The organism is Modestobacter italicus (assembly GCF_019799965.1).
Lineage (GTDB): Bacteria > Actinomycetota > Actinomycetes > Mycobacteriales > Geodermatophilaceae > Modestobacter > Modestobacter italicus_A.
The window spans coordinates 65274-82772 of the sequence record NZ_JABGCJ010000006.1; the positions used below are offsets into that span (position 1 = coordinate 65274).

The following is a 17499-nucleotide window of genomic DNA, read 5'->3' on the forward strand; positions in this document are numbered from 1 at the left end:
GTTTGGGGCAACAGCCGTACCGGTAGGAATCGAGCGTGTCCGCGACGTTGCACTCGGTGGCTGCCGCCGCCGGGGTGAGCACCAGCACGGCAAGCCGTGCCCTGTCCGGACATCCCGCGGTGCTGCCCTCGACCCGGGCCCGGGTGGAGGCGGCCGCGGCGGCGCTGCAGTACCAGCCCAACCGGATGGCCAGCGCGCTGCGCACCCGCCGCACCGGTCTGCTCGGCCTGGTGGTCAACAACCTGCGGACGGCGACCTTCCACACCATCGCCGAGAGCCTGCAGGGCTGGGCCGCCGAGCAGGAGTACCAGGTGCTCGTCTGTACCACCGGCGGCGAGCCGGGCCGGGAGGCGGCGTTCCTGCAGACGGTGCGCCAGCACTCCTTCGACGGGGTGGTCGTGGCCGGCTCCGGCGCCAACACCGACCTGATCAACACCCTGGTCCGGGAGGGCCGGGCGGTGGTGACGATGAACCGCGAGGTCCCCGGGTCGCTGGCCCCGTCGGTGATGTCGGCCTACGAGACGGCTGCCCGGCTGGCGGCCGAGCACCTGCTCGGGCTCGGGCACACCCGGATCGCCGCCATCGAGGGCCCGCCGGAGATCACCTCCGGGCGGCTGCACCACGCCGGCTTCGCCGCCGCGATGGCCACCGCCGGCGTACCGCTGGTCGACGAGCTGGTGCACCGCGGCCCGTTCACGCCCGACTTCGGCCGAGACGCCACCGCTCAGCTGCTCGCACTGCCCGAGCCACCGACGGCGCTGCTGGTGAGCAACCACGAGGCGTCCTTCGGTGCCGTCCCCGCCCTCGGGGACAGCGGGCTGCGGGTGCCGGACCAGATGTCGGTCATCTGCACCGAGGACGAACCGTTCTACGAGTGGTGGTCGCCGGGGCTGACCACCGTGGACAACCGGGCCGAGCTGCTCGCCCGGCGCGCGGCCGCCCTCCTGCTGGCCCAGCTGACCGGCGACGCCGCTGCGCCGCTGCGCCGGGCCGAGCTGGTCGAGCCGGTGCTGGTGGCGCGCGGGTCGACCGCGCCACCACGGTGACCGGGCCCGGCCCCGGTGCGACCGGGGCCGGGCCTCGTTCGGCTCAGCCCAGGACCTCGGCGAGCTGCGGCGTGAAGCTGTCCAGCAGGTAGGGCAGGCTCAGGGCGCTGGCGAACTGCAGCGCGGCGTAGTCGTCGTCGGCGATGAAGAGCGACCGGCCCTCGCTGACGGTGGGGAGGCCGGCGAGCACCGGGTCGCTCTCGATGCCGGCCCGCTCGGCCTCGGAGCCCACCTGGAAGACCAGCACGTCCGCGTCGAGCATCTGGGCCTGCTCGCGGCTGACCGTGCCGTAGAAGTCGCTCTGCGCGGCGGCGTCCAGCGCCGGGTCGACGGTGAGGCCGAGGTCCAGGAAGAACCGCGTGCGGGTGTCGTCCGAGGTGTGGAAGGGGTACTCGCCCTCGTAGGCCGGGCCGGAGAGGGTGACCGTCTTGCCGGCGAACTCCGGGTGCGCGGCGGCGGCCTCCTCGACCTGGGCCTCGACGTCGGCGATCAGCTCCTCGGCGCGCTCGGGCTGCCCCAGCGCCTGCCCGGTGACCCGGGTCTGCTCCTGCCACGGCGTGCCGAACGCGATGTACTCCGCGGGCTGCACGACCGTCGGTGCGATCTCCGACAGCGTCGCGTACTCGTCCTCGGTGAGGCCTGCGGTGACGGCCATGATCAGGTCCGGCTGCAGCGCGGCGATCTGCTCGGGGTCGACCTCGGCGCGGGGCAGGATCTCCGGGTCGGCGTCCCCGGCCGCCTCGTCGGCCCACGGGAAGAAGACGTCGTCCTCGGGCCCGAAGGCGTAGCGCACGGCGACGGGCACGACCCCGAACGCCAGGATCGCGTCCTGCTCGGTGTAGCCGAGGGAGACCACCCGCTCGGGCTCCTGGGGGATCTCGGTGGCCCCGTAGGCGTGCTCGATGGTGACCGGGAAGGCGCTCTCGGCAGCGCCGGCAGACGACGTCGCGTCGTCCGAGGCATCGTCGGAGCCGGACGAGCAGCCGGCCAGGGCGGCCATCGCCAGCGTGCTGAGGGTCAGGCTGCTGATCAGGGTGCGTCGCGCGATGGGCGACCGGGTGCGGAACATGGGCACTTTGTACCTTAGGCCAGCCTTACCTAAGAAGACGGCCCCACACGATGATCGCCATCAGGCTCCGACCGGACACGCCCGGTGCGCTCAGACCACCCGCTCGAACACCGCGGCCAGGCCCTGACCGCCGCCGATGCACATCGTCTCCAGGCCGTACCGGGCCTCGCGCCGACGCATCTCGTGGGCCAGGGTGGCCAGGATCCGCGCTCCGGTGGCGCCGACCGGGTGGCCCAGGGAGATGCCCGAGCCGTTGACGTTGACCCGGTCGCGGTCGCCGCCGTCCAGGCCCCACTCCTGCAGGCAGGCCAGCACCTGGCTGGCGAAGGCCTCGTTGAGCTCGATGAGGTCCATGTCCGACAGCTTCAGCCCGGTCCTCTCCAGCACCGCGGCGGTGGCCGGCACCGGCCCGATGCCCATCGTCTCCGGCGGCACGCCGGCCACCGCCCAGCCGGCCAGCCGGACGAACGGCTCCCAGCCCCGACGGTCGGCCTCCGCCCGGGTCGTCACGACGCAGAGCGCGGCGCCGTCGTTCTGCCCGGAGGCGTTGCCCGCGGTGACGGTCGCCTCCGGATCGACCCGGCCCATCACCGGGCGGAGCTTCGCCAGGTCCTCCATCGTCGTGTCCGGACGCGGGTGCTCGTCCTCGGTGACGAGTCGGGCCGGCGTCTTCCGGGTGGTCGGCACCTCGACCCCGATGACCTCGTCGGCGAACCGGCCCTCCCGGATCGCCGCCCCGGCGGCCTGCTGCGAGCGCAGTGCCCAGGCGTCCTGCTCGAGCCGGTCGATGCCGTACTCCCGGCGCACGTTCTCCGCCGTCTCCAGCATGCCGCCGGGCACCGGGTGGTGGATGCCGCCGGCGGTCTCGCGGGCGCGGGCCAGCCGGTCGTGCAGCATCACGCCGTCGCCCTTGGCGCCGGTGCGCAACCCCAGGGCGTAGTGCTCGACGTTGCTCATCGACTCCACGCCACCGGCGACCACGACCGTGCCCGAACCGGCCGCGACCTGCATGGCGGCGTAGATGACGGCCTGCAGCCCGGAGCCGCAGCGCCGGTCGATCTGCAGCCCGGGCACCCGCACGCCCAGCCCGGCGTCCAGTGCGGCTATCCGGCCGATCGCCGGGTTCTCCCCGCTCGGGCTGCAGTTGCCGAGGATGACGTCGTCAACCTCGCCCTCCCCCAGCCCGGTGCGCTCGGCCAGGCTGCGCAGGGCGGAGGCAGCCAGCTCGTTGGCGGAGAGCCCGGCGAAGACCCCGCCGAAGCGGCCGACCGGGGTGCGGACCGGGGAACAGATGACGACGTCGTCCATGCACCCACTCTGCCAGCCCTCCCCCGGCCCGGCACGCCGTTCGCGGTCGCTCCGTACGGACGCCGACGCTCCTCCCCGGTCGTACCGGGGAGGGGCGTCGGCGCAGGCGGTCAGTCGCGCGGCTTGGCCATCGACTCGTGCGCGGAGGACTTCAGGGCGTCGGGCAGCACCTTGTTCGCGACGCCCTGTGCCTTGGTCATCAGCGAACCGGCGGTGAGCTTCTTCTCCCCCGACATCATCGCCTCGAAGCCCTGGGCGGCGACCTGGGCCGGGTCGTCCTTCGGGCCCTTGCCCATGGCGGTGTCGTCCAGGTCGGCGCGGGAGAAGAAGTCGGTGTCGGTGGGGCCGGGCATCAGCGCGGTGATCGTGACGGCGGAGTCCTTGAGCTCCTGCTGCACCGCCTCGGTCAGCGACTGCACGAAGGACTTCGAGGCGTTGTAGACGGGCTGGTAGGCGCCGGGCATGGTCGAGGCGATGGACGAGGTCACCAGCACCCGGCCCTCGTTGCGCCCGGTCATCTCGACCAGGCAGAGCTTCAGCAGCGCGGCGGTCGAGACCACGTTGAGCTGCATGACCTCGAGGTCGTCGGCCCAGTCGGTGTCGACGAAGGCGCCACCGCGACCCACGCCGGCGTTTAGGGCCGCGGCGTTCAGCGGGCGACCGAGGCCCTGGACCCGAGTCCACAGCTGCTCGATGCCCTCGGGGGTGCGGAGGTCGGCCTGGACGGCGATCACCTCGGTGCCCTCGGCGCGCAGCTTCGCGGCCGCGGTGTCGATGGTGGGGTCCTCGGCGTCGATCACCAGGTCGAAGCCGTGCTGGGCGAACTGCTTGGCGAGCTCGAACCCGATCCCGCTGGAGGCGCCGGTGACGAGTGCGAGGGGCTTGGTGTCGGTCATGACCTGGCCGTACCCAGCGACCCCGGGGCGTCACCCGGATCCGCGGACTTCCGGGCCGCGCCTCCGCGACCGGCCCGCCCGGCGCCGCGGGAGGTGCCATCGGCCGGTCGCCGACCGCGCTCGGGGATCATCACGACCGTGACGGACGACGTGGTGATCTGCTCGGCGAAGGGCTGCCGAGAGCCGGCCACCTCCCGGCTGGTGTGGAACAACCCCAAGGTCCACACCCCTGACCGGGAGAAGGTCTGGACCGCCTGCGACGGACACCGCGAGCAGCTCTCCCACCACCTGGCGATCCGGTCGTTCCTGCGCCGGGTGGAGCCTGTGGAGCCGCCCGGCTGAGGTCCGGCGCGGGGACCGGCACCGGGCGTGTGAGGATCGACCCTCGTGCGACGACACGGCAAGGACGCCCCACTCCCCCGCGAGGTCGGCGTCCTCGCCATCGTCGCCTTCGTGGTCGCCCTCGGCTTCGGTGTCGTCGCCCCGGCCATCCCGCTGTTCGTCCGCGACTACGGGGTGGGCACCACCGCCGTCGGCTTCGCGGTCAGCGCCTTCGCCTTCTTCCGGTTCGTGTCCGCCTTCGGCGGCGGCTCGCTGGTGGAGCGGATCGGCGAGCGGGCGGTGCTCGCCGCCGGCCTGGCGATCGTCGCGGTGACCACCGGGCTGGCCGGGCTGGCCGGGAACTTCCCGCTGTTCGTCACCCTGCGCGCCGCCGGCGGCATCGGCAGCGCGATGTTCACCGTCGCCGCGCTGTCGCTGCTGCTGCGCACCGCGCCGGCGCACCAGCGGGGCCGGGCGGCCGCCACCTACCAGGGCGGCTTCATCCTCGGCGGCATCGCCGGGCCGGCCGCCGGTGGCTTCCTGGCCGAGATCTCCCCGCGGGTCCCGTTCTTCGTCTACGCCGGGTTCCTGCTGGTCGCCGGGGCGGTGGCGCTGGTCCTGCTGCGACCGGCGGCGCTGCCGCCCACCGACGCGGCGGTGGCCCCGGGGGTCGACCAGGGCGGCGGGCCGGAGCCCTCCACCGCCGCCGTCCCCCCGCCCGGCACCGACGCCGGCGGGCTGCGCCAGGCGCTGCGATCCCGGGCCTACCTGGCGGCCCTGGTCGCCAACCTCGGTGTCGGGTGGGTGCTGTTCGGCGTCCGCAACTCGCTCGTGCCGCTCTACGTCACCGAGGAGCTGGGCAAGACGGTGGCCTGGGCCGGCGCCGGGCTGCTGGCCGGGTCGGTGGCCCAGGCGCTGGGCCTGCTGCGGGCCGGGCGGCTGTCGGACACCTGGGGACGGCGCCCGTCGCTGGTGCTCGGCACCGGGCTGGCCACCGCCTCGATCGCCGTGCTGGTGCTGCCGCCGTCCACCGCGGCCTTCCTGCTGGCGATGGCCACCTTCGGCCTGGGCGCCTCGCTGCTGGCCAGCGTGCCGGCCGCGGTGGTCGGCGACGTGAGCCCGCGCCGTGGCGGTCGGATGGTCGCGGTGTTCCAGATGGTCGCCGACCTGGGCGCGGTGGTCGGCCCGCTGGTCGCCGGCTGGCTGACCGACGCCTTCTCCTTCCAGGTGGCGTTCGCGGTCAGCGCCGCCGTCCTGGGGCTGGGGCTGCTGGCCGCACTGGCGATGCCGCGCACCGTCCGCCCGGCCTGAGGCAGGCACTACCGCTGTTCACCTCCGCCGGGTTGGATGGGAGGGCCACCGGGGGCCCGCCCACTCGGGCGGTCCACCCGCGGCGGCGCCGACCGGAGGTGCTGTGCCTGCCCGACCCGTCCTGCTCACCGTCGACGACGACCGCGCCGTCAGCCGTGCCGTCGCCCGCGACCTGCGCCGCCGCTACGGCGACCGCTACCGCATCGTGCGTGCGGAGAGCGGCGCCGACGCCCTCGCGGCGCTGCGCGAGCTCACCGCCCGCGGCGAGTCGACCGCGCTGCTGCTGGCCGACCACCGGATGCCCGGGATGACCGGCGTGGAGTTCCTGGAGCAGGCGATGGACCTGGTCCCGGCCGCCAAGCGGGTGCTGCTCACCGCGTACGCCGACACCGACGCCGCCATCCGGGCGATCAACGACGTCGATCTCGACCACTACCTGCTCAAGCCCTGGGACCCGCCGGAGGAGCTGCTCTACCCGGTGCTCGACGAGCTGCTCGAGCAGTGGACCCGGGCCGCCCGCGCACCCTTCGACGGGCTGACCCTCCTCGGCCACCAGTGGTCGGCCGACACCCAGGCGCTCAAGGAGTTCCTGGCCCGCAACCAGGTGCCCTACCGGCACGTGCAGGGCGAGGACGGCGCCGGCATCCGCAAGGCCGCTGACCTGGAGGACGACGCCACGCTGCCGGCTGCGGTGTTCCCGGACGGCACCGTGCTCAGCCGGCCCTCGCTGCGCCAGCTCGCCGAGAAGTGCGGGCTGTCGACCACCGCGGGGAGCCCGTTCTACGACGTGGTCGTCGTCGGCGCCGGCCCGGCCGGGCTCGGCTCGGCGGTGTACGCCGGCAGCGAGGGGCTGCGCACCCTGCTGGTCGAGCGCACCGCCACCGGCGGGCAGGCCGGCACCAGCAGCCGGATCGAGAACTACCTGGGCTTCCCGCGCGGGGTCTCCGGGGCCGAGCTGGCCCAGCGGGCCCGCGACCAGGCGGTGAAGTTCGGCGTCGAGGTGCTCACCACCGCCGAGGTCACCGAGATCGCGCCGCAGGGCGACGGCCGGGTGCTGCGCTTCGCCGACGGCTCCGAGGTGACCGCGCACGCCGTGGTGCTGGCCACCGGCGTCCAGTGGACCCGACTGCCGGCGCAGGGCGCCGAGGAGTTCGCCGGGCGCGGGGTCTACTACGGGGCCGACCCGCACGAGGCGCTCAACTGCCGGGACGAGATCGTCTACGTCGTCGGGGCCGCGAACTCCGCGGGCCAGGCGGCGCTGCACTTCGCCAAGTTCGCCAGCCGGGTGGTCATGCTCTGCCGCGGCCCGGACATCCGCCGCAGCATGTCCGAGTACCTGGTCGCACGGATCGAGGCCTCCGAGGTCATCGAGGTGCGCAACTGCACCCAGGTCGAGGCCGTGCAGGGCGGTGACCACCTCGAGGAGCTGGTGCTGTCGGACACCCAGACCGGTGGGACGACGACGGTGCCGGCGACCCGGCTGTTCGTCTTCATCGGCGCCAAGCCGCTCACCGACTGGCTGGGCGAGGGGTTCCACCGCGACGACCGCGGCTTCCTGCGCACCGGCCCGGCGCTGCTGGACGCCGACGGCCGGCCGCCGGCGGGCTGGCCACTGACCCGTGCTCCCTACCACCTGGAGTGCTCGGTGCCCGGCGTCTTCGCCGCCGGCGACGTCCGCGCCGAGTCGGTCAAGCGCGTGGCCGGCGCCGTCGGCGAGGGCGCGATGGCCGTGACCCTGGTGCACCGCTACCTGGAGGCGATCTGAGATGCCCGTGGACGTGGACGAGGTCCGCAGCCTGTTCCTGTTCGAGTCGCTCGACGACGAGGCGCTGACCTGGCTGTCGGCCCGGGCCGACGTGCGTGTGCACGACGCCGACACCGTGGTCTTCGCCGAGGGCGAGCCGGCCGACGCGCTGTTCATGCTGCTGGAGGGCGAGCTGCTGCTCACCAAGCACGGCGGTGGCGAGGACGTCGTCATCAACCGGACGGCGCACCGTGGCGCCTACTCCGGCGCGGTCCGGGCCTTCGCCAGCGGGCCGCCGGAGGTGTACCAGACCACGCTGCGCACCACCCGGCCCAGCCGGTTCCTCCGGCTGCCCGCCGGTGACTTCGCCACGCTGGTGGTGCAGCAGTGCCCGATGGCGGTGCACCTGCTCGACGGCATCTACGAGGGCGTGCGGGCCACCGAGTCGGCGCTGCGCCAGCGCGAGCACCTGGCCCAGCTCGGCGTCCTGTCGGCGAACCTGGCGCACGAGCTGAACAACCCGGCCGCCGCGGCCGTGCGGGCCACCGAGCAGCTGCGCAGCCGGGTCGCCGGGATGCGCACGAAGCTGCGCCTGCTGGCCGGCAAGGGGCTGTCCCCCGAGCTGGTCGCCCGGCTGATCGAGACCCAGGAGGTCGCGGTCGAGCGGGCGATGAAGCCCCGGCCGGAGCTGAGCGCGCTGGAGGAGAGCGACCTGGAGGACTCCATCGCCGACCGGCTGCAGGAGATCGGCGTCGGTCACGCCTACGACCTGGCCCCGGTGTTCGCCGCCTCCGGCATGGACGCCCAGTGGGTCGACGACGTGGTCGAGCGGGTCGACTCCGGCCTGGAGTGGGAAGCGGCCTTCGGCTGGCTGCGCTACACGCTGGAGACCGAGGCGCTGATGAGCGAGATCGAGGAGGCGAGCACCCGGATCTCCTCCCTGGTCGGCGCGGTCAAGCAGTACTCGCACCTGGACCAGGCCCAGCACCAGGACGTCGACATCAAGCCCGGCATCGAGAGCACGCTGGTGATGCTGGCCCGCAAGCTGGCCGGCATCGAGGTGCGCCGGGAGTACGCCGCGGCGCTGCCCACGGTGCCCGGCTACCCGGCGGAGCTGAACCAGGTGTGGACCAACCTGATCGACAACGCCGCCGACGCGCTCGCCGGGCACGGCGTGCTGACGCTGCGCACCCGGGCCGACGACGCGGCGGTGTTCGTGGAGGTCGCCGACGACGGGCCCGGGGTGCCGGAGTCGGTGCGCGAGCACCTGTTCGAGCCCTTCGTCACCACCAAGGCGGCCGGTGAGGGCAGCGGACTGGGCCTGGAGAACGCCAAGCGGATCGTCGAGCGCCGGCACGGCGGGTCGCTGACCTACACGACCGGCCCGGAGGGGACGACGTTCTGCGTGCGGCTGCCGCGCGCCGCGGGCGCCTGACCGGGGACGTCGATGAGCTGGCAGGCCGAGCGCGGCACCGTCTGCGGGCACGCCGACGGGCTGCCTCCCGGGGCTGGCCCGGCAGCGGCGTGCGCGGACTGCCTGCGGGTGGGTGGGCAGTGGGTGCACCTGCGACGCTGCCTGGCCTGCGACCACGTCGCCTGCTGCGACTCCTCACCGCACCGGCACGCCACCGCCCACGCGGCGACCACCGGGCACCCGGTGTTCGCCTCGGCCGAGCCCCGCGAGCACTGGGCCTGGTGCCATCCCGACCAGGCTCTCCTCCTCCCCGCCCCTAGCTCCTGACGTACGGGATGGTCTGCGGGCCCTCGGGCAGCACGCAGACGCGGGCGCCCGGGCCGGCCTCGGCCACGGTCGCGGCGATGTCGGCGGTCTGCGCCAGGTGCGCCTCGGCCAGCTGGGCGTCGGTCAGGTGGTCGGTGTGCACGACCACCCGGTGCGCCGACTGGATGCGCGCCTGGATCTGCACCTGCCACTGGTCGGGCACCGTCTGCTCGCGGGCGCCGATCAGCTCCAGCAGGGCCTCGGGCGAGGCGGCCGAGGTGAGCACCTCCCGGTAGGAGCCGTGGTCGGGGAAGCCGTCCTCGCACGCGGCGGCGCAGACGATGAGCCCGCCGGGCTTCGTCACCTGCGCGGCCGCGGACATGCCCTTGACCGACTGGTACAGGTTCTGGTCCAGCGGAAAGCCCGAGCCGGTGGTGACGACGACGTCGAACGGCGCGTCCACCGGGGCCATCGCCACCTCGCGGGCCCGTTCGATCGCCGCGGCGTGCATCTCCAGAGTGTCCCCGCCGAACGCGGCGATGACCTCCTGCCGGGTGTTGAGGACGACGTCGAAGGAGTACGTCACGTCGGTGCCGGCGGTGATCGCCCGGACGTCGTCGTGCACCGGGTTGCCCTGGGTGACGCCCCAGGTCGCCCGCGGGTTCCCGATGCGCTTCGCATCGTGCAGCACCAGCACGGTGTCGAGCGCGGCCAGCCCGGGGGCGACCATCTTCGGCCCACCGGAGAAGCCGGCGAAGAAGTGCGGCTCGACGAAGCCGGTGGTGATCCGGACGTCGGCGTCCACCCACTGCTCGTTGAGCCAGACCGGCACCCCGTCGCCGAACGTGCCCATCCAGCGGTGGGTGTCCCTCGCCCGGGAGTCGTGGTTGACGATCCGCACCGTGTCGACGACCTCGTCGCCGAACATGGCCCGCAGCTCGGCGTCGGTGTTGGCCCGGTGGGTGCCGGTGGCGACCAGGACGACGACGTCCTCGGTCCGCACGATGCCGTCGAGCTCCGCGAGCACCGCCGGGATCATCAGGTGCCGGGGTTGGGCGCGGGTGCCGTCGCACGCCGAGATCGCCACCGTCTGCCCGGGCCGCACCCGCTCCCGCAGCGGCGCACCGCCCACCGGCTCCCGCAGTGCCCGGCGGAGCTCAGCGGCGACGTGGGGGGCGGCCGCGTGCTCGACCGGGGTGATCACCGCCGCGTCGTCCGGCAGCTCGACGGTCAGTCCTGTGCGCCCGTAGGCGAGCCTCACCTGCTGCACGTCGGCCTCCTCGCCGTCGGATCGGCCCATTCGACCACTCCCCCGCCGATCCCACCGGGTCGCCGGGCGCAAAGGCGTGGACCCGCCGAACGGCCCGCTCCAGCGTCCGGCGAATGGAATCGCGGCCCTACCTCGTCCTGGACCTCGGTCGGCCGCTGCCCGAGATGGACCGCTCCGGCGTCCGGGTGGCGAGGGACGCCGATCTGCCGGCGATGGCCGAGGTGATGACCGAGGCCTACCGCGGCACGGTGGACGACGAGGGCGAGGACCGAGCCGCCGCACTGGCGGAGCTGCGGTCGACGGCCGCCGGCACCCACGGCCCGCCGCTGCCCGATACGTGGCTGCTGGCCGAGGAGGTCGGCGAGGTGGCCGCCGCGGTCGTCTGCACCCGCTGGCAGGGGCTGCCGTTCGTCGCCCAGGCCATCACGCACCCGAGGTGGCAGGGCCGCGGGCACGGCACCCGCCTGCTGCTGACAGCGGCGACGGTGCTGCGGGCCGGTGGAGAGACCCGCTTGTCGCTCATCGTGACCCGCCGGAACCCCGCGCACGGTCTCTACCGGCGAATCGGCTTTACGGAGGTCCCCTGGCCCGAGGGCACCTGAGCACGCCGACCCGGGCACCCGCCCACCTCGGGGCGAGCAGGCGTGCCCGGCCGCGCCCCGGGATGACCGTGGGAGCCGATCGGTCGGCGACACTGTCGTCCCCCGACCGTCAGGAGCCATCGTGCCGCGCAACCAGGACCACCCCTTCCTGGGCCAGGCCGCCCGCGCTGCCGGTGCTGCCGGGCGACACGGACTGGGTCTGGGCCGGGGGCACGCCCGCGGGCCGGCCGATGCCACGTTCGCCGACGCGGGCGACCCCGCGGGCACGAGCAGGTGGGCGCGGGAGCACGGCTGGACGGCGGGCGACGACCACGCTGCGGAGGTGGCCGGCCGGCTGCTGGCCACCGCTCCCCTGCGCCGGCTCGGCCCGGACCACCGACCGGTGCGGGTGCGCACCGGTCGGCCGGGCGACGTCCCGGCGCTCGCCTTCGACGTCGAGCTGACCACGGCCGCCGGCGGCGTGCCCGAGGCAGCGGTGACCGCCCTCGCCGTCGACGCCCCGACGGTGCGGCTGAGCCCGGCGCGGCTGTGGGTCCAGGGCGCCGGCCGGTGGGTGGCCGTGCCCAGCGGCGACCCGGACCTCGACGCCCGCTGGCGGCTGCTGTGCGGCCCGGACGACGTCGCGCGGCTGCAGCCGCTGGCCGCAGACCCGGTGCTGCGCGCGTCCCTGCTGGGCACCGACGACGGCGACGACCTCTGGACGGCGGCGGGCTTCCTCGCCGCGCTCCGCCCGGACTGGCACCGCCCCCAGCTGCTCGACCACCACCTCGGGCTGCTCACCGTCGTCCGGCAGGCGCTGGCCCGGCTCGCCGGCTGACCGGCGCGCCGTCCGGTCGAGGAGTCGGCCCGGCTCCCCCGGGTAGCGGCGGTGGATGAGTGAGCAGACGAGCTTCGTGGAGACCCTGGGCGTGCACGGCGGGACGGCGGACGACGGCACCGCGCACCTGCAGCTGGACGCCACCGACCAGCACCTCAACGAGGCGGGCACGGTGCACGGCGGCGTCCTGGCCACCCTGGTCGACACCGCCATGGGCCGGGCCGTGCGCAGCCGCACCGGCGAGAGCGACGTCCCGGCCACCAGCCAGCTGACCCTCACCTACCTGCGCCCGGGCAGCCCCGGCCTGCTCGAGGTGACCGGCCGGATCAGCAAGCAGGGCGAGCACCTGACGGTGTGCGAGGCCGAGGTGGAGCAGGAGGGGCGCACGCTGGTGCACGCGGTGGCCACCTTCGCCGTCCTGCACCGCTGACCCCGAGACGAGAGAGAGGGCGCCCGGACCAGGTGCTGGTCCGGGCGCCCTCTCGAGGTGCGCAGGCGGTCGGTCAGGCGGGCCGGCGGCCGGCGAGCTCCCGAGCCGCGGCGACCGCGTCGGCGTCCAGCGCATCGGTGTCGCCCGCGCGCCGGGCCGCCTCCTGGCCGTCCAGCCAGCTGATGTGCCGCTCCCAGGCGGCGCGGGGCGAGACGCCCAGGGCACGGCCGATCTGGGCCCAGTCGGCGCCACCACGGAGCGCGGCGCGGATGCCAAGCTGGCGGTGCTCGTGCGCCTTGCGGGCGACGACCTCACCCAGGGCGAGCAGCTCCAGGGCCTCCTCGGTGTCCAGGGAGGTACCGACGGCCTTGAAGCTGGCCCAGTCGTCGTCGTCGTCGGAGCGGTCGTTCGGGCCGTCGATGGCGACGTTGTCGCGCCGGCTCAGGAAGTCCAGCCGGATCACGGCGGTCATGAGGGAGAACTCGCTCTCCAGCACCTCAGGGGTGGTGGCGACCTCAGGCACAGTGGTCATGAGACACAGCATTTCCCGAACCCACCCGGCTGTAACGCGAAGGTGACGACCGTCTCACGCACGGCCGGGTGGCCTCGCACACGGCGGTCGGCCGGGCACGCGACGTGCCCGACCGACCGCCCGCGGACCGGCCGGACGTTCACTCCGGGATGCCCACGGCCTCCTTCGCCAGGGCGGCGAGCCGGGTCTGGGTCGCGCTCACCACGCTGGAGCGGGCCTTGTGCGCCTCCTCGTAGCGGATGATCGTGTTGACCTGCTGGGGGTCGTCCAGCTCGCGGACCGCCTTGGCGATCTGTGCGGTGGACATCGAGTCGTAGCCCTTGATCGGCAGCTCGTCGGCGGTGAGGTCGCCGAGTTCGCGGCGGGTGGCGGCGACCGCCTCGGCGGTGCCGCTGTTGCCCTCCCGCTGGGCGATGCGCTCGGCCCGGCGCAGTGAGGCGACCCGGCCGACGGTGAGGGTCTCCCGGACGGCGCCGGTGAGGGCGGTGGCCCGCCCCACCACGTCTCCGACGACGCCGTTGACCGCGCCACCGGCCTGCCCACCGGCGTGCTGGGCCGTGTCCACGGCCCGGTTGACGGTGTCGGCAGCGAACCGGACCGGGAGGTTGGCCAGCTTGCTCGCCCCGCCGGCGACCCGCTGGAAGGGGGTGGCCCGCAGCGCGGCCGGCCCACCCAGGGCCTGCTCGGCGAGGACGACGGTGAGCCACTCGACGGTGGCCGAGTGCGCGGCGACCAGCCGCTCGGCCAGGTCGTGGACGGCCGGCTGCTCCGCGGCCTGGGCCAGCACCTTGAGGTAGGTGGCCCGGTCGAGCAGCTGGTGCTCCAGCTGCAGGTCCTGCAGGAGCGCCTCGTCGATGGGCTCGGCCTGCTCGAGCGTGGCCTTGACCAGTGCGCCGAGCCGGCCCAGGGCCGGGGTGACGACGTCGGTCATGCCACCGAGCCGGCGCACCTGCTCGGCGATCGCGGTGGTGCGCTCCGCCGCGTGGTCGGCGTTCTGCTGAAGTTCGCGGCGGACGGCGTCGGTGCGGGCCTGCGCCACCCGGATCCGCGCGATCTGCTCCTCGGTCTGGGTGAGCACGAGCAGGGCGCGCAGCTGGGCGATGAGCGTGGCGGTGTCGGTCATGGGGACTCCAGGGTCGGGATGTGACCTGACGTCCCTCTCCTGCCCAGCCGGCCGGTGCCGCTAACAAGAGCAAGCGGTCTGGCTAGCAGTGATCGTCGTCACAGCCCGTTCGGGCACGTCTGCCCCACAGGGGGTAGGTCTCCCGGGCGGCCACCCCACGACGGGACGACGGCGAGGACAGTGGCCGTGACACGAGGAGGTGAACGGTGGACACGACGAGTGACGACACACGCGATCCGGACCTGGTGGCCGTGCAAGAGGGCCCGGGGGCGGCCAGCGAGCTGACCCGGCCCGCCGGGCTCGACCGCGAGCGGATCCTGCAGGCGGCGATCGACTTCATCGACGAGAGCGGTCTGGCCGCGCTCACCATGCGCCGGCTCGGCGCCTCCCTCGGTGTCGAGGCAATGGCGCTCTACCGCTACGTGCCCGGTCGCGAGGACCTGCTCGACGGGGTCGTCGACCGGGTGGTCGAGACGCTGTGGGACGACCAGGACGGCGACGACGTCTACATCGGCGACCACGCCGGCTGGCAGGACTACCTGGTGCGGCTGGCGCACGGGATGCGCCGGATCGCCCTGGCCCACCCTGCGGTCTTCCCGCTGATCGCGAGCCGGCCACCCGCGGCCCCCTGGGTGCGTCCACCGCTGCGCAGCCTGCGCCTGGTCGAGTCGTTTCTCGGCACGCTCTGCGACGCGGGCTTCTCCGACCAGGCCGCGGTCGCGGCCTACCGGGCGTACTCCAGCTTCCTGCTCGGCCACCTGCTGCTGGAGGTCACCCAGATCGGTGCACAGGTCAGCCTGCTCGACCAGCCCGAGGGTGACGCGCAGGCGCAGGAGGAGACCGACCTGGCCGACTACCCGAACCTGGCGCGTACCGAGCCGCTGCTGGGGCAGGACAAGTCGGCGGCGGAGTTCGAGGAGTCACTGGAGAACCTGCTCGACCGACTGGAGCGGGTGCTGCACCAGGCGAAGAACTCCGATGGCGAGGTCGACGACCTCGCCTGACTCGGAGTGACTGCGGCGCTCCGGTGGATCACCGCCAGCGGCGCCGACGACATCCGGTCTCCAGGCTTGCCGGCCTGCTCAGCCACCTGCTCGGTGAACCCGGCGTGAATGTCACTCCCTGTCCGTTTACGGCGTAAACGAGCGGGCACAGGAGGGTCCGGCGGACGACGGCACCACAGCCGTCCCCCAGTCCACCCAGACCCCCCTGGAGGCACCGTGATCACCCAGCAGGACATCACCACCATCATCGGCAGCAACGCGGTCGACGCCAGCGGCGACAAGCTCGGCAAGGTCGGGCAGGTCTACCTGGACGACCAGACCGGCACCCCGGAGTGGGCCACGGTCAGCACCGGCCTGTTCGGCACCTCGGAGACCTTCGTGCCGATCAGCGACGCCTCGGTCACCGACGGCACCCTCCGGGTCCCCTTCGAGAAGGCCAAGGTCAAGGACGCCCCCCGGATCGACGCCGACCAGGGCCACCTCTCCCCCGCGGAGGAGGAGGAGCTCTACCGCTACTACGGCGTGGGCACCGGTGTCCGCGACACCGACACCACGGTCACCACCGGCCAGGACACCGGCATCGCCACCGGCACCAACCGGCACGGCACCGTCGGCCACGACACCTCGGGCCCGACCACCGACGACGCGATGACCCGCTCCGAGGAGCAGCTCCGGGTCGGCACCCAGCAGGTCGAGGCCGGCCGCGCCCGGCTGCGCAAGTTCGTCGTCACCGAGAACGTCACGACCACCGTCCCGGTCTCCCACGAGGAGGTCCGGATCGAGCGTGAGCCGATCACCGACGCCAACATCGGCGACGCCCTCGACGGCCCGGCGATCTCCGAGGAGGAGCACGAGGTCGTGCTGCACGCCGAGCGCCCGGTCGTGCAGAAGGAGGCCGTGCCCGTCGAGCGCGTCCGCCTGGACACCGAGACGGTGACCGAGCAGGAGACCGTGACCGACACGGTGCGCAAGGAGCAGATCGACACCGACGGCATCACGGACACCAACCGCCGCTGAGCTGCCGGGTGCGCCCCTGTGCACCCACCCGCCGCCTGCCGGCCGCACGGTCCCTGACCGGCGGCCGGCAGACCGGCGTCCTGCACCGCCCCGCGACCGCCCGGGTCAGCCCCGCCCCCCGATCGCGCCCCTGAACTCGTCGCGGCCGGCGAGCGGCTGCTCGCCCGCCGGCCGCGACGACCTCACCCCTGGAGCACCCATGACCGGCAGCACCGCACCGAACGACCCGTCCGACCGCGGCACCTCCGTCGGCGACCGGGACACGAGCTTCCGCAACAACAGCGCCGACACCAGCGCCGGCGCCTTCGCCAGCAAGGGCGCCGCGCGTGACGCCGTCGACCGGCAGCACGACCGCTTCGGCGGGATCAAGTGGGGGGCCGCCTTCTTCGGCTGGCTGTCCGCCAACGGCCTGGCCGTCCTGCTCATCGCCGTCATCTCCGCCGCCGGGGTGGCCATCGGGCTGACCCAGGAGGTGCCCTCGGTCGACGAGGCCACCTCCAACGCCAGCGAGATCGGCATCGGCGGCGGGATCGCGCTGCTCGTCGTCCTCTTCCTGGCCTACCTGGCCGGTGGGTACGTCGCCGGGCGGATGGCCCGCTTCGACGGCATCCGGCAGGGCGTGGCCGTGTGGGTGATCGGGCTGCTCGTCGTCCTGGCGCTCGCCGTCGCCGGCGCCGTCTTCGGCTCGGAGTACAACGTGCTCTCCCAGCTGGACCTGCCGCGCATCCCGATCGACGAGGGCACCCTCACGACCGCCGGCATCATCGCCCTGGTCGCCGTCCTGGTCGTGACGCTGCTGGGCGCCGTGCTCGGCGGCAAGCTCGGCGAGCGGTTCCACCGCAAGGTCGACCGCGCCGGCTTCACCGCCTGACCGGTCCACGTACCCGTACCGCCACCGTCGACCAGGGGGAAGGTCGACGGTGGCGGTACGGCCACGTCCGGGCCCGGACGGCTGGGACGGGCGGGGCCACTGGGGCACCAGGGCTGGTGCGGTGAGCGTGTTGCCCGGAAGATGCCGCCCGCGCCTCCCATCGTGACGCCATGGGGTTCACGTACCGGACGGCTCGCGCCGTGATGATGGTCGGGTCGCTCAGCGACCCGGCCGGCCAGACGGCACGGCTGATCGGACCCGCGCACGCCACGCTCGGCCTCTCCGGCTCCCGGGGGCGCACCGCCCTGTGCGGGGCCTACGTCGCGCGCGACGAGGAGGTGCCGTGGCCCCCGCAGCCCGAGGTCTGCGAGGCGCTCTGCCCCGACTGCAGCACCCTGGCCCGCCTCTGAGGGCCCTG

General features: G+C 74.1%; 19 protein-coding genes. 13 read left to right on the top strand and 6 right to left on the bottom strand.

All coding sequences use genetic code 11. The annotated features are described in order from the left end of the window. The first annotated feature begins 35 nt into the window (after positions 1-35). Positions 36-1046, top strand: coding sequence for a LacI family DNA-binding transcriptional regulator (locus tag HLA93_RS15425; protein ID WP_222195306.1), 1011 nt, complete (start codon positions 36-38; stop codon positions 1044-1046). 43 nt (positions 1047-1089) lie between these two features. Here HLA93_RS15425 and HLA93_RS15430 read toward each other — a convergent pair whose 3' ends face one another. The 3 genes from HLA93_RS15430 to HLA93_RS15440 form a co-directional block, all read right to left on the bottom strand. Next, positions 1090-2115, bottom strand: a complete 1026-nt coding sequence (locus tag HLA93_RS15430) for an iron-siderophore ABC transporter substrate-binding protein (RefSeq protein ID WP_222195307.1) — start codon at positions 2113-2115, stop codon at positions 1090-1092. Positions 2116-2205: 90 nt separating this feature from the next. Further along, complete coding sequence (locus HLA93_RS15435) at positions 2206-3423, bottom strand: acetyl-CoA C-acetyltransferase (RefSeq protein ID WP_222195308.1); 1218 nt, start codon at positions 3421-3423, stop codon at positions 2206-2208. A gap of 110 nt (positions 3424-3533) precedes the next feature. After that, positions 3534-4319 (bottom strand): SDR family NAD(P)-dependent oxidoreductase, encoded by a 786-nt coding sequence (locus HLA93_RS15440; RefSeq protein WP_222195309.1) that lies wholly within the window; start codon positions 4317-4319, stop codon positions 3534-3536. Between the two features lie 138 nt (positions 4320-4457). On the opposite strand from HLA93_RS15440, the gene HLA93_RS15445 reads away from it, so the two are divergent. The 5 genes from HLA93_RS15445 to HLA93_RS15465 all read left to right on the top strand — a co-directional run bounded on the left by HLA93_RS15445 (position 4458) and on the right by HLA93_RS15465 (position 9436). Then, a complete protein-coding gene (locus HLA93_RS15445) occupies positions 4458-4661 on the top strand; it encodes a hypothetical protein (protein ID WP_246626803.1) in 204 nt (67 codons plus the stop codon). 45 nt (positions 4662-4706) lie between these two features. Next, the gene (locus tag HLA93_RS15450) at positions 4707-5951 is read left to right on the top strand and encodes an MFS transporter (protein WP_222195310.1); all 1245 of its coding nucleotides are present in this window, start codon (positions 4707-4709) and stop codon (positions 5949-5951) included. 103 nt (positions 5952-6054) lie between these two features. Continuing rightward, positions 6055-7716: an FAD-dependent oxidoreductase gene (locus tag HLA93_RS15455; RefSeq protein WP_222195311.1), complete on the top strand. Its 1662-nt coding sequence runs from the start codon at positions 6055-6057 to the stop codon at positions 7714-7716. Position 7717: 1 nt separating this feature from the next. Next, a complete protein-coding gene (locus HLA93_RS15460) occupies positions 7718-9130 on the top strand; it encodes an ATP-binding protein (RefSeq protein WP_222195312.1) in 1413 nt (470 codons plus the stop codon). A gap of 12 nt (positions 9131-9142) precedes the next feature. Then, positions 9143-9436, top strand: coding sequence for a UBP-type zinc finger domain-containing protein (locus tag HLA93_RS15465; protein ID WP_222195313.1), 294 nt, complete (start codon positions 9143-9145; stop codon positions 9434-9436). Here HLA93_RS15465 and larA read toward each other — a convergent pair. Next, positions 9426-10715, bottom strand: coding sequence for a nickel-dependent lactate racemase (larA, locus tag HLA93_RS15470; protein ID WP_246626804.1), 1290 nt, complete (start codon positions 10713-10715; stop codon positions 9426-9428). The two genes, HLA93_RS15465 and larA, sit on opposite strands and share 11 nt — an antisense overlap. Before the next feature lie 83 nt (positions 10716-10798). Between larA and HLA93_RS15475 the strand changes: the two genes are divergently transcribed. The 3 genes from HLA93_RS15475 (at position 10799) to HLA93_RS15485 (ending at position 12534) form a co-directional block, all read left to right on the top strand. After that, positions 10799-11287 (top strand): GNAT family N-acetyltransferase, encoded by a 489-nt coding sequence (locus HLA93_RS15475; protein ID WP_222195314.1) that lies wholly within the window; start codon positions 10799-10801, stop codon positions 11285-11287. Positions 11288-11408: 121 nt separating this feature from the next. Then, a complete protein-coding gene (locus HLA93_RS15480) occupies positions 11409-12104 on the top strand; it encodes a hypothetical protein (protein ID WP_222195315.1) in 696 nt (231 codons plus the stop codon). A gap of 55 nt (positions 12105-12159) precedes the next feature. After that, positions 12160-12534 carry a PaaI family thioesterase gene (locus tag HLA93_RS15485; protein WP_222195316.1) on the top strand — a complete coding sequence of 125 codons (375 nt, stop codon included), beginning with the start codon at positions 12160-12162 and terminating at the stop codon, positions 12532-12534. Between the two features lie 73 nt (positions 12535-12607). On the opposite strand, the gene HLA93_RS15490 is transcribed toward HLA93_RS15485, so the two are convergent. Further along, on the bottom strand, positions 12608-13066 hold the full coding sequence (locus tag HLA93_RS15490; RefSeq protein WP_222195317.1) for a hypothetical protein: 459 nt from the start codon (positions 13064-13066) through the stop codon (positions 12608-12610). A gap of 139 nt (positions 13067-13205) precedes the next feature. Continuing rightward, a complete protein-coding gene (locus HLA93_RS15495) occupies positions 13206-14189 on the bottom strand; it encodes a ferritin-like domain-containing protein (protein ID WP_222195318.1) in 984 nt (327 codons plus the stop codon). Between the two features lie 206 nt (positions 14190-14395). Here HLA93_RS15495 and HLA93_RS15500 point away from each other — a divergent pair, with 206 nt between their 5' ends. From HLA93_RS15500 to HLA93_RS15515, 4 genes are all read left to right on the top strand, one after another. Beyond that, a complete protein-coding gene (locus tag HLA93_RS15500) occupies positions 14396-15193 on the top strand; it encodes a TetR/AcrR family transcriptional regulator C-terminal domain-containing protein (RefSeq protein ID WP_222195319.1) in 798 nt (265 codons plus the stop codon). 216 nt (positions 15194-15409) lie between these two features. Beyond that, positions 15410-16210 carry a DUF2382 domain-containing protein gene (locus HLA93_RS15505; RefSeq protein WP_222195320.1) on the top strand — a complete coding sequence of 267 codons (801 nt, stop codon included), beginning with the start codon at positions 15410-15412 and terminating at the stop codon, positions 16208-16210. Between the two features lie 199 nt (positions 16211-16409). Further along, on the top strand, positions 16410-17081 hold the full coding sequence (locus HLA93_RS15510) for a hypothetical protein (protein WP_222195321.1): 672 nt from the start codon (positions 16410-16412) through the stop codon (positions 17079-17081). A 170-nt stretch (positions 17082-17251) separates the two neighbouring features. Next, positions 17252-17491: a hypothetical protein gene (locus HLA93_RS15515; protein WP_222195322.1), complete on the top strand. Its 240-nt coding sequence runs from the start codon at positions 17252-17254 to the stop codon at positions 17489-17491. Positions 17492-17499 lie beyond the last annotated feature (8 nt).

Excerpts from the sequence above, each read along its gene's own strand:
- HLA93_RS15515 (WP_222195322.1), top strand. The coding sequence starts at position 17,252 with ATGGGGTTCACGTACCGGACGGCTCGCGCCGTGATGATGGTCGGGTCG.
- HLA93_RS15460 (WP_222195312.1), top strand. The coding sequence starts at position 7,718 with ATGCCCGTGGACGTGGACGAGGTCCGCAGCCTGTTCCTGTTCGAGTCG.
- HLA93_RS15510 (WP_222195321.1), top strand. The coding sequence starts at position 16,410 with ATGACCGGCAGCACCGCACCGAACGACCCGTCCGACCGCGGCACCTCC.
- HLA93_RS15485 (WP_222195316.1), top strand. The coding sequence starts at position 12,160 with ATGAGTGAGCAGACGAGCTTCGTGGAGACCCTGGGCGTGCACGGCGGG.
- HLA93_RS15495 (WP_222195318.1), bottom strand. The coding sequence starts at position 14,189 with ATGACCGACACCGCCACGCTCATCGCCCAGCTGCGCGCCCTGCTCGTG.
- HLA93_RS15430 (WP_222195307.1), bottom strand. The coding sequence starts at position 2,115 with ATGTTCCGCACCCGGTCGCCCATCGCGCGACGCACCCTGATCAGCAGC.
- HLA93_RS15475 (WP_222195314.1), top strand. The coding sequence starts at position 10,799 with ATGGAATCGCGGCCCTACCTCGTCCTGGACCTCGGTCGGCCGCTGCCC.
- HLA93_RS15435 (WP_222195308.1), bottom strand. The coding sequence starts at position 3,423 with ATGGACGACGTCGTCATCTGTTCCCCGGTCCGCACCCCGGTCGGCCGC.
- HLA93_RS15440 (WP_222195309.1), bottom strand. The coding sequence starts at position 4,319 with ATGACCGACACCAAGCCCCTCGCACTCGTCACCGGCGCCTCCAGCGGG.
- HLA93_RS15465 (WP_222195313.1), top strand. The coding sequence starts at position 9,143 with ATGAGCTGGCAGGCCGAGCGCGGCACCGTCTGCGGGCACGCCGACGGG.
- larA (WP_246626804.1), bottom strand. The coding sequence starts at position 10,715 with ATGGGCCGATCCGACGGCGAGGAGGCCGACGTGCAGCAGGTGAGGCTC.
- HLA93_RS15490 (WP_222195317.1), bottom strand. The coding sequence starts at position 13,066 with ATGACCACTGTGCCTGAGGTCGCCACCACCCCTGAGGTGCTGGAGAGC.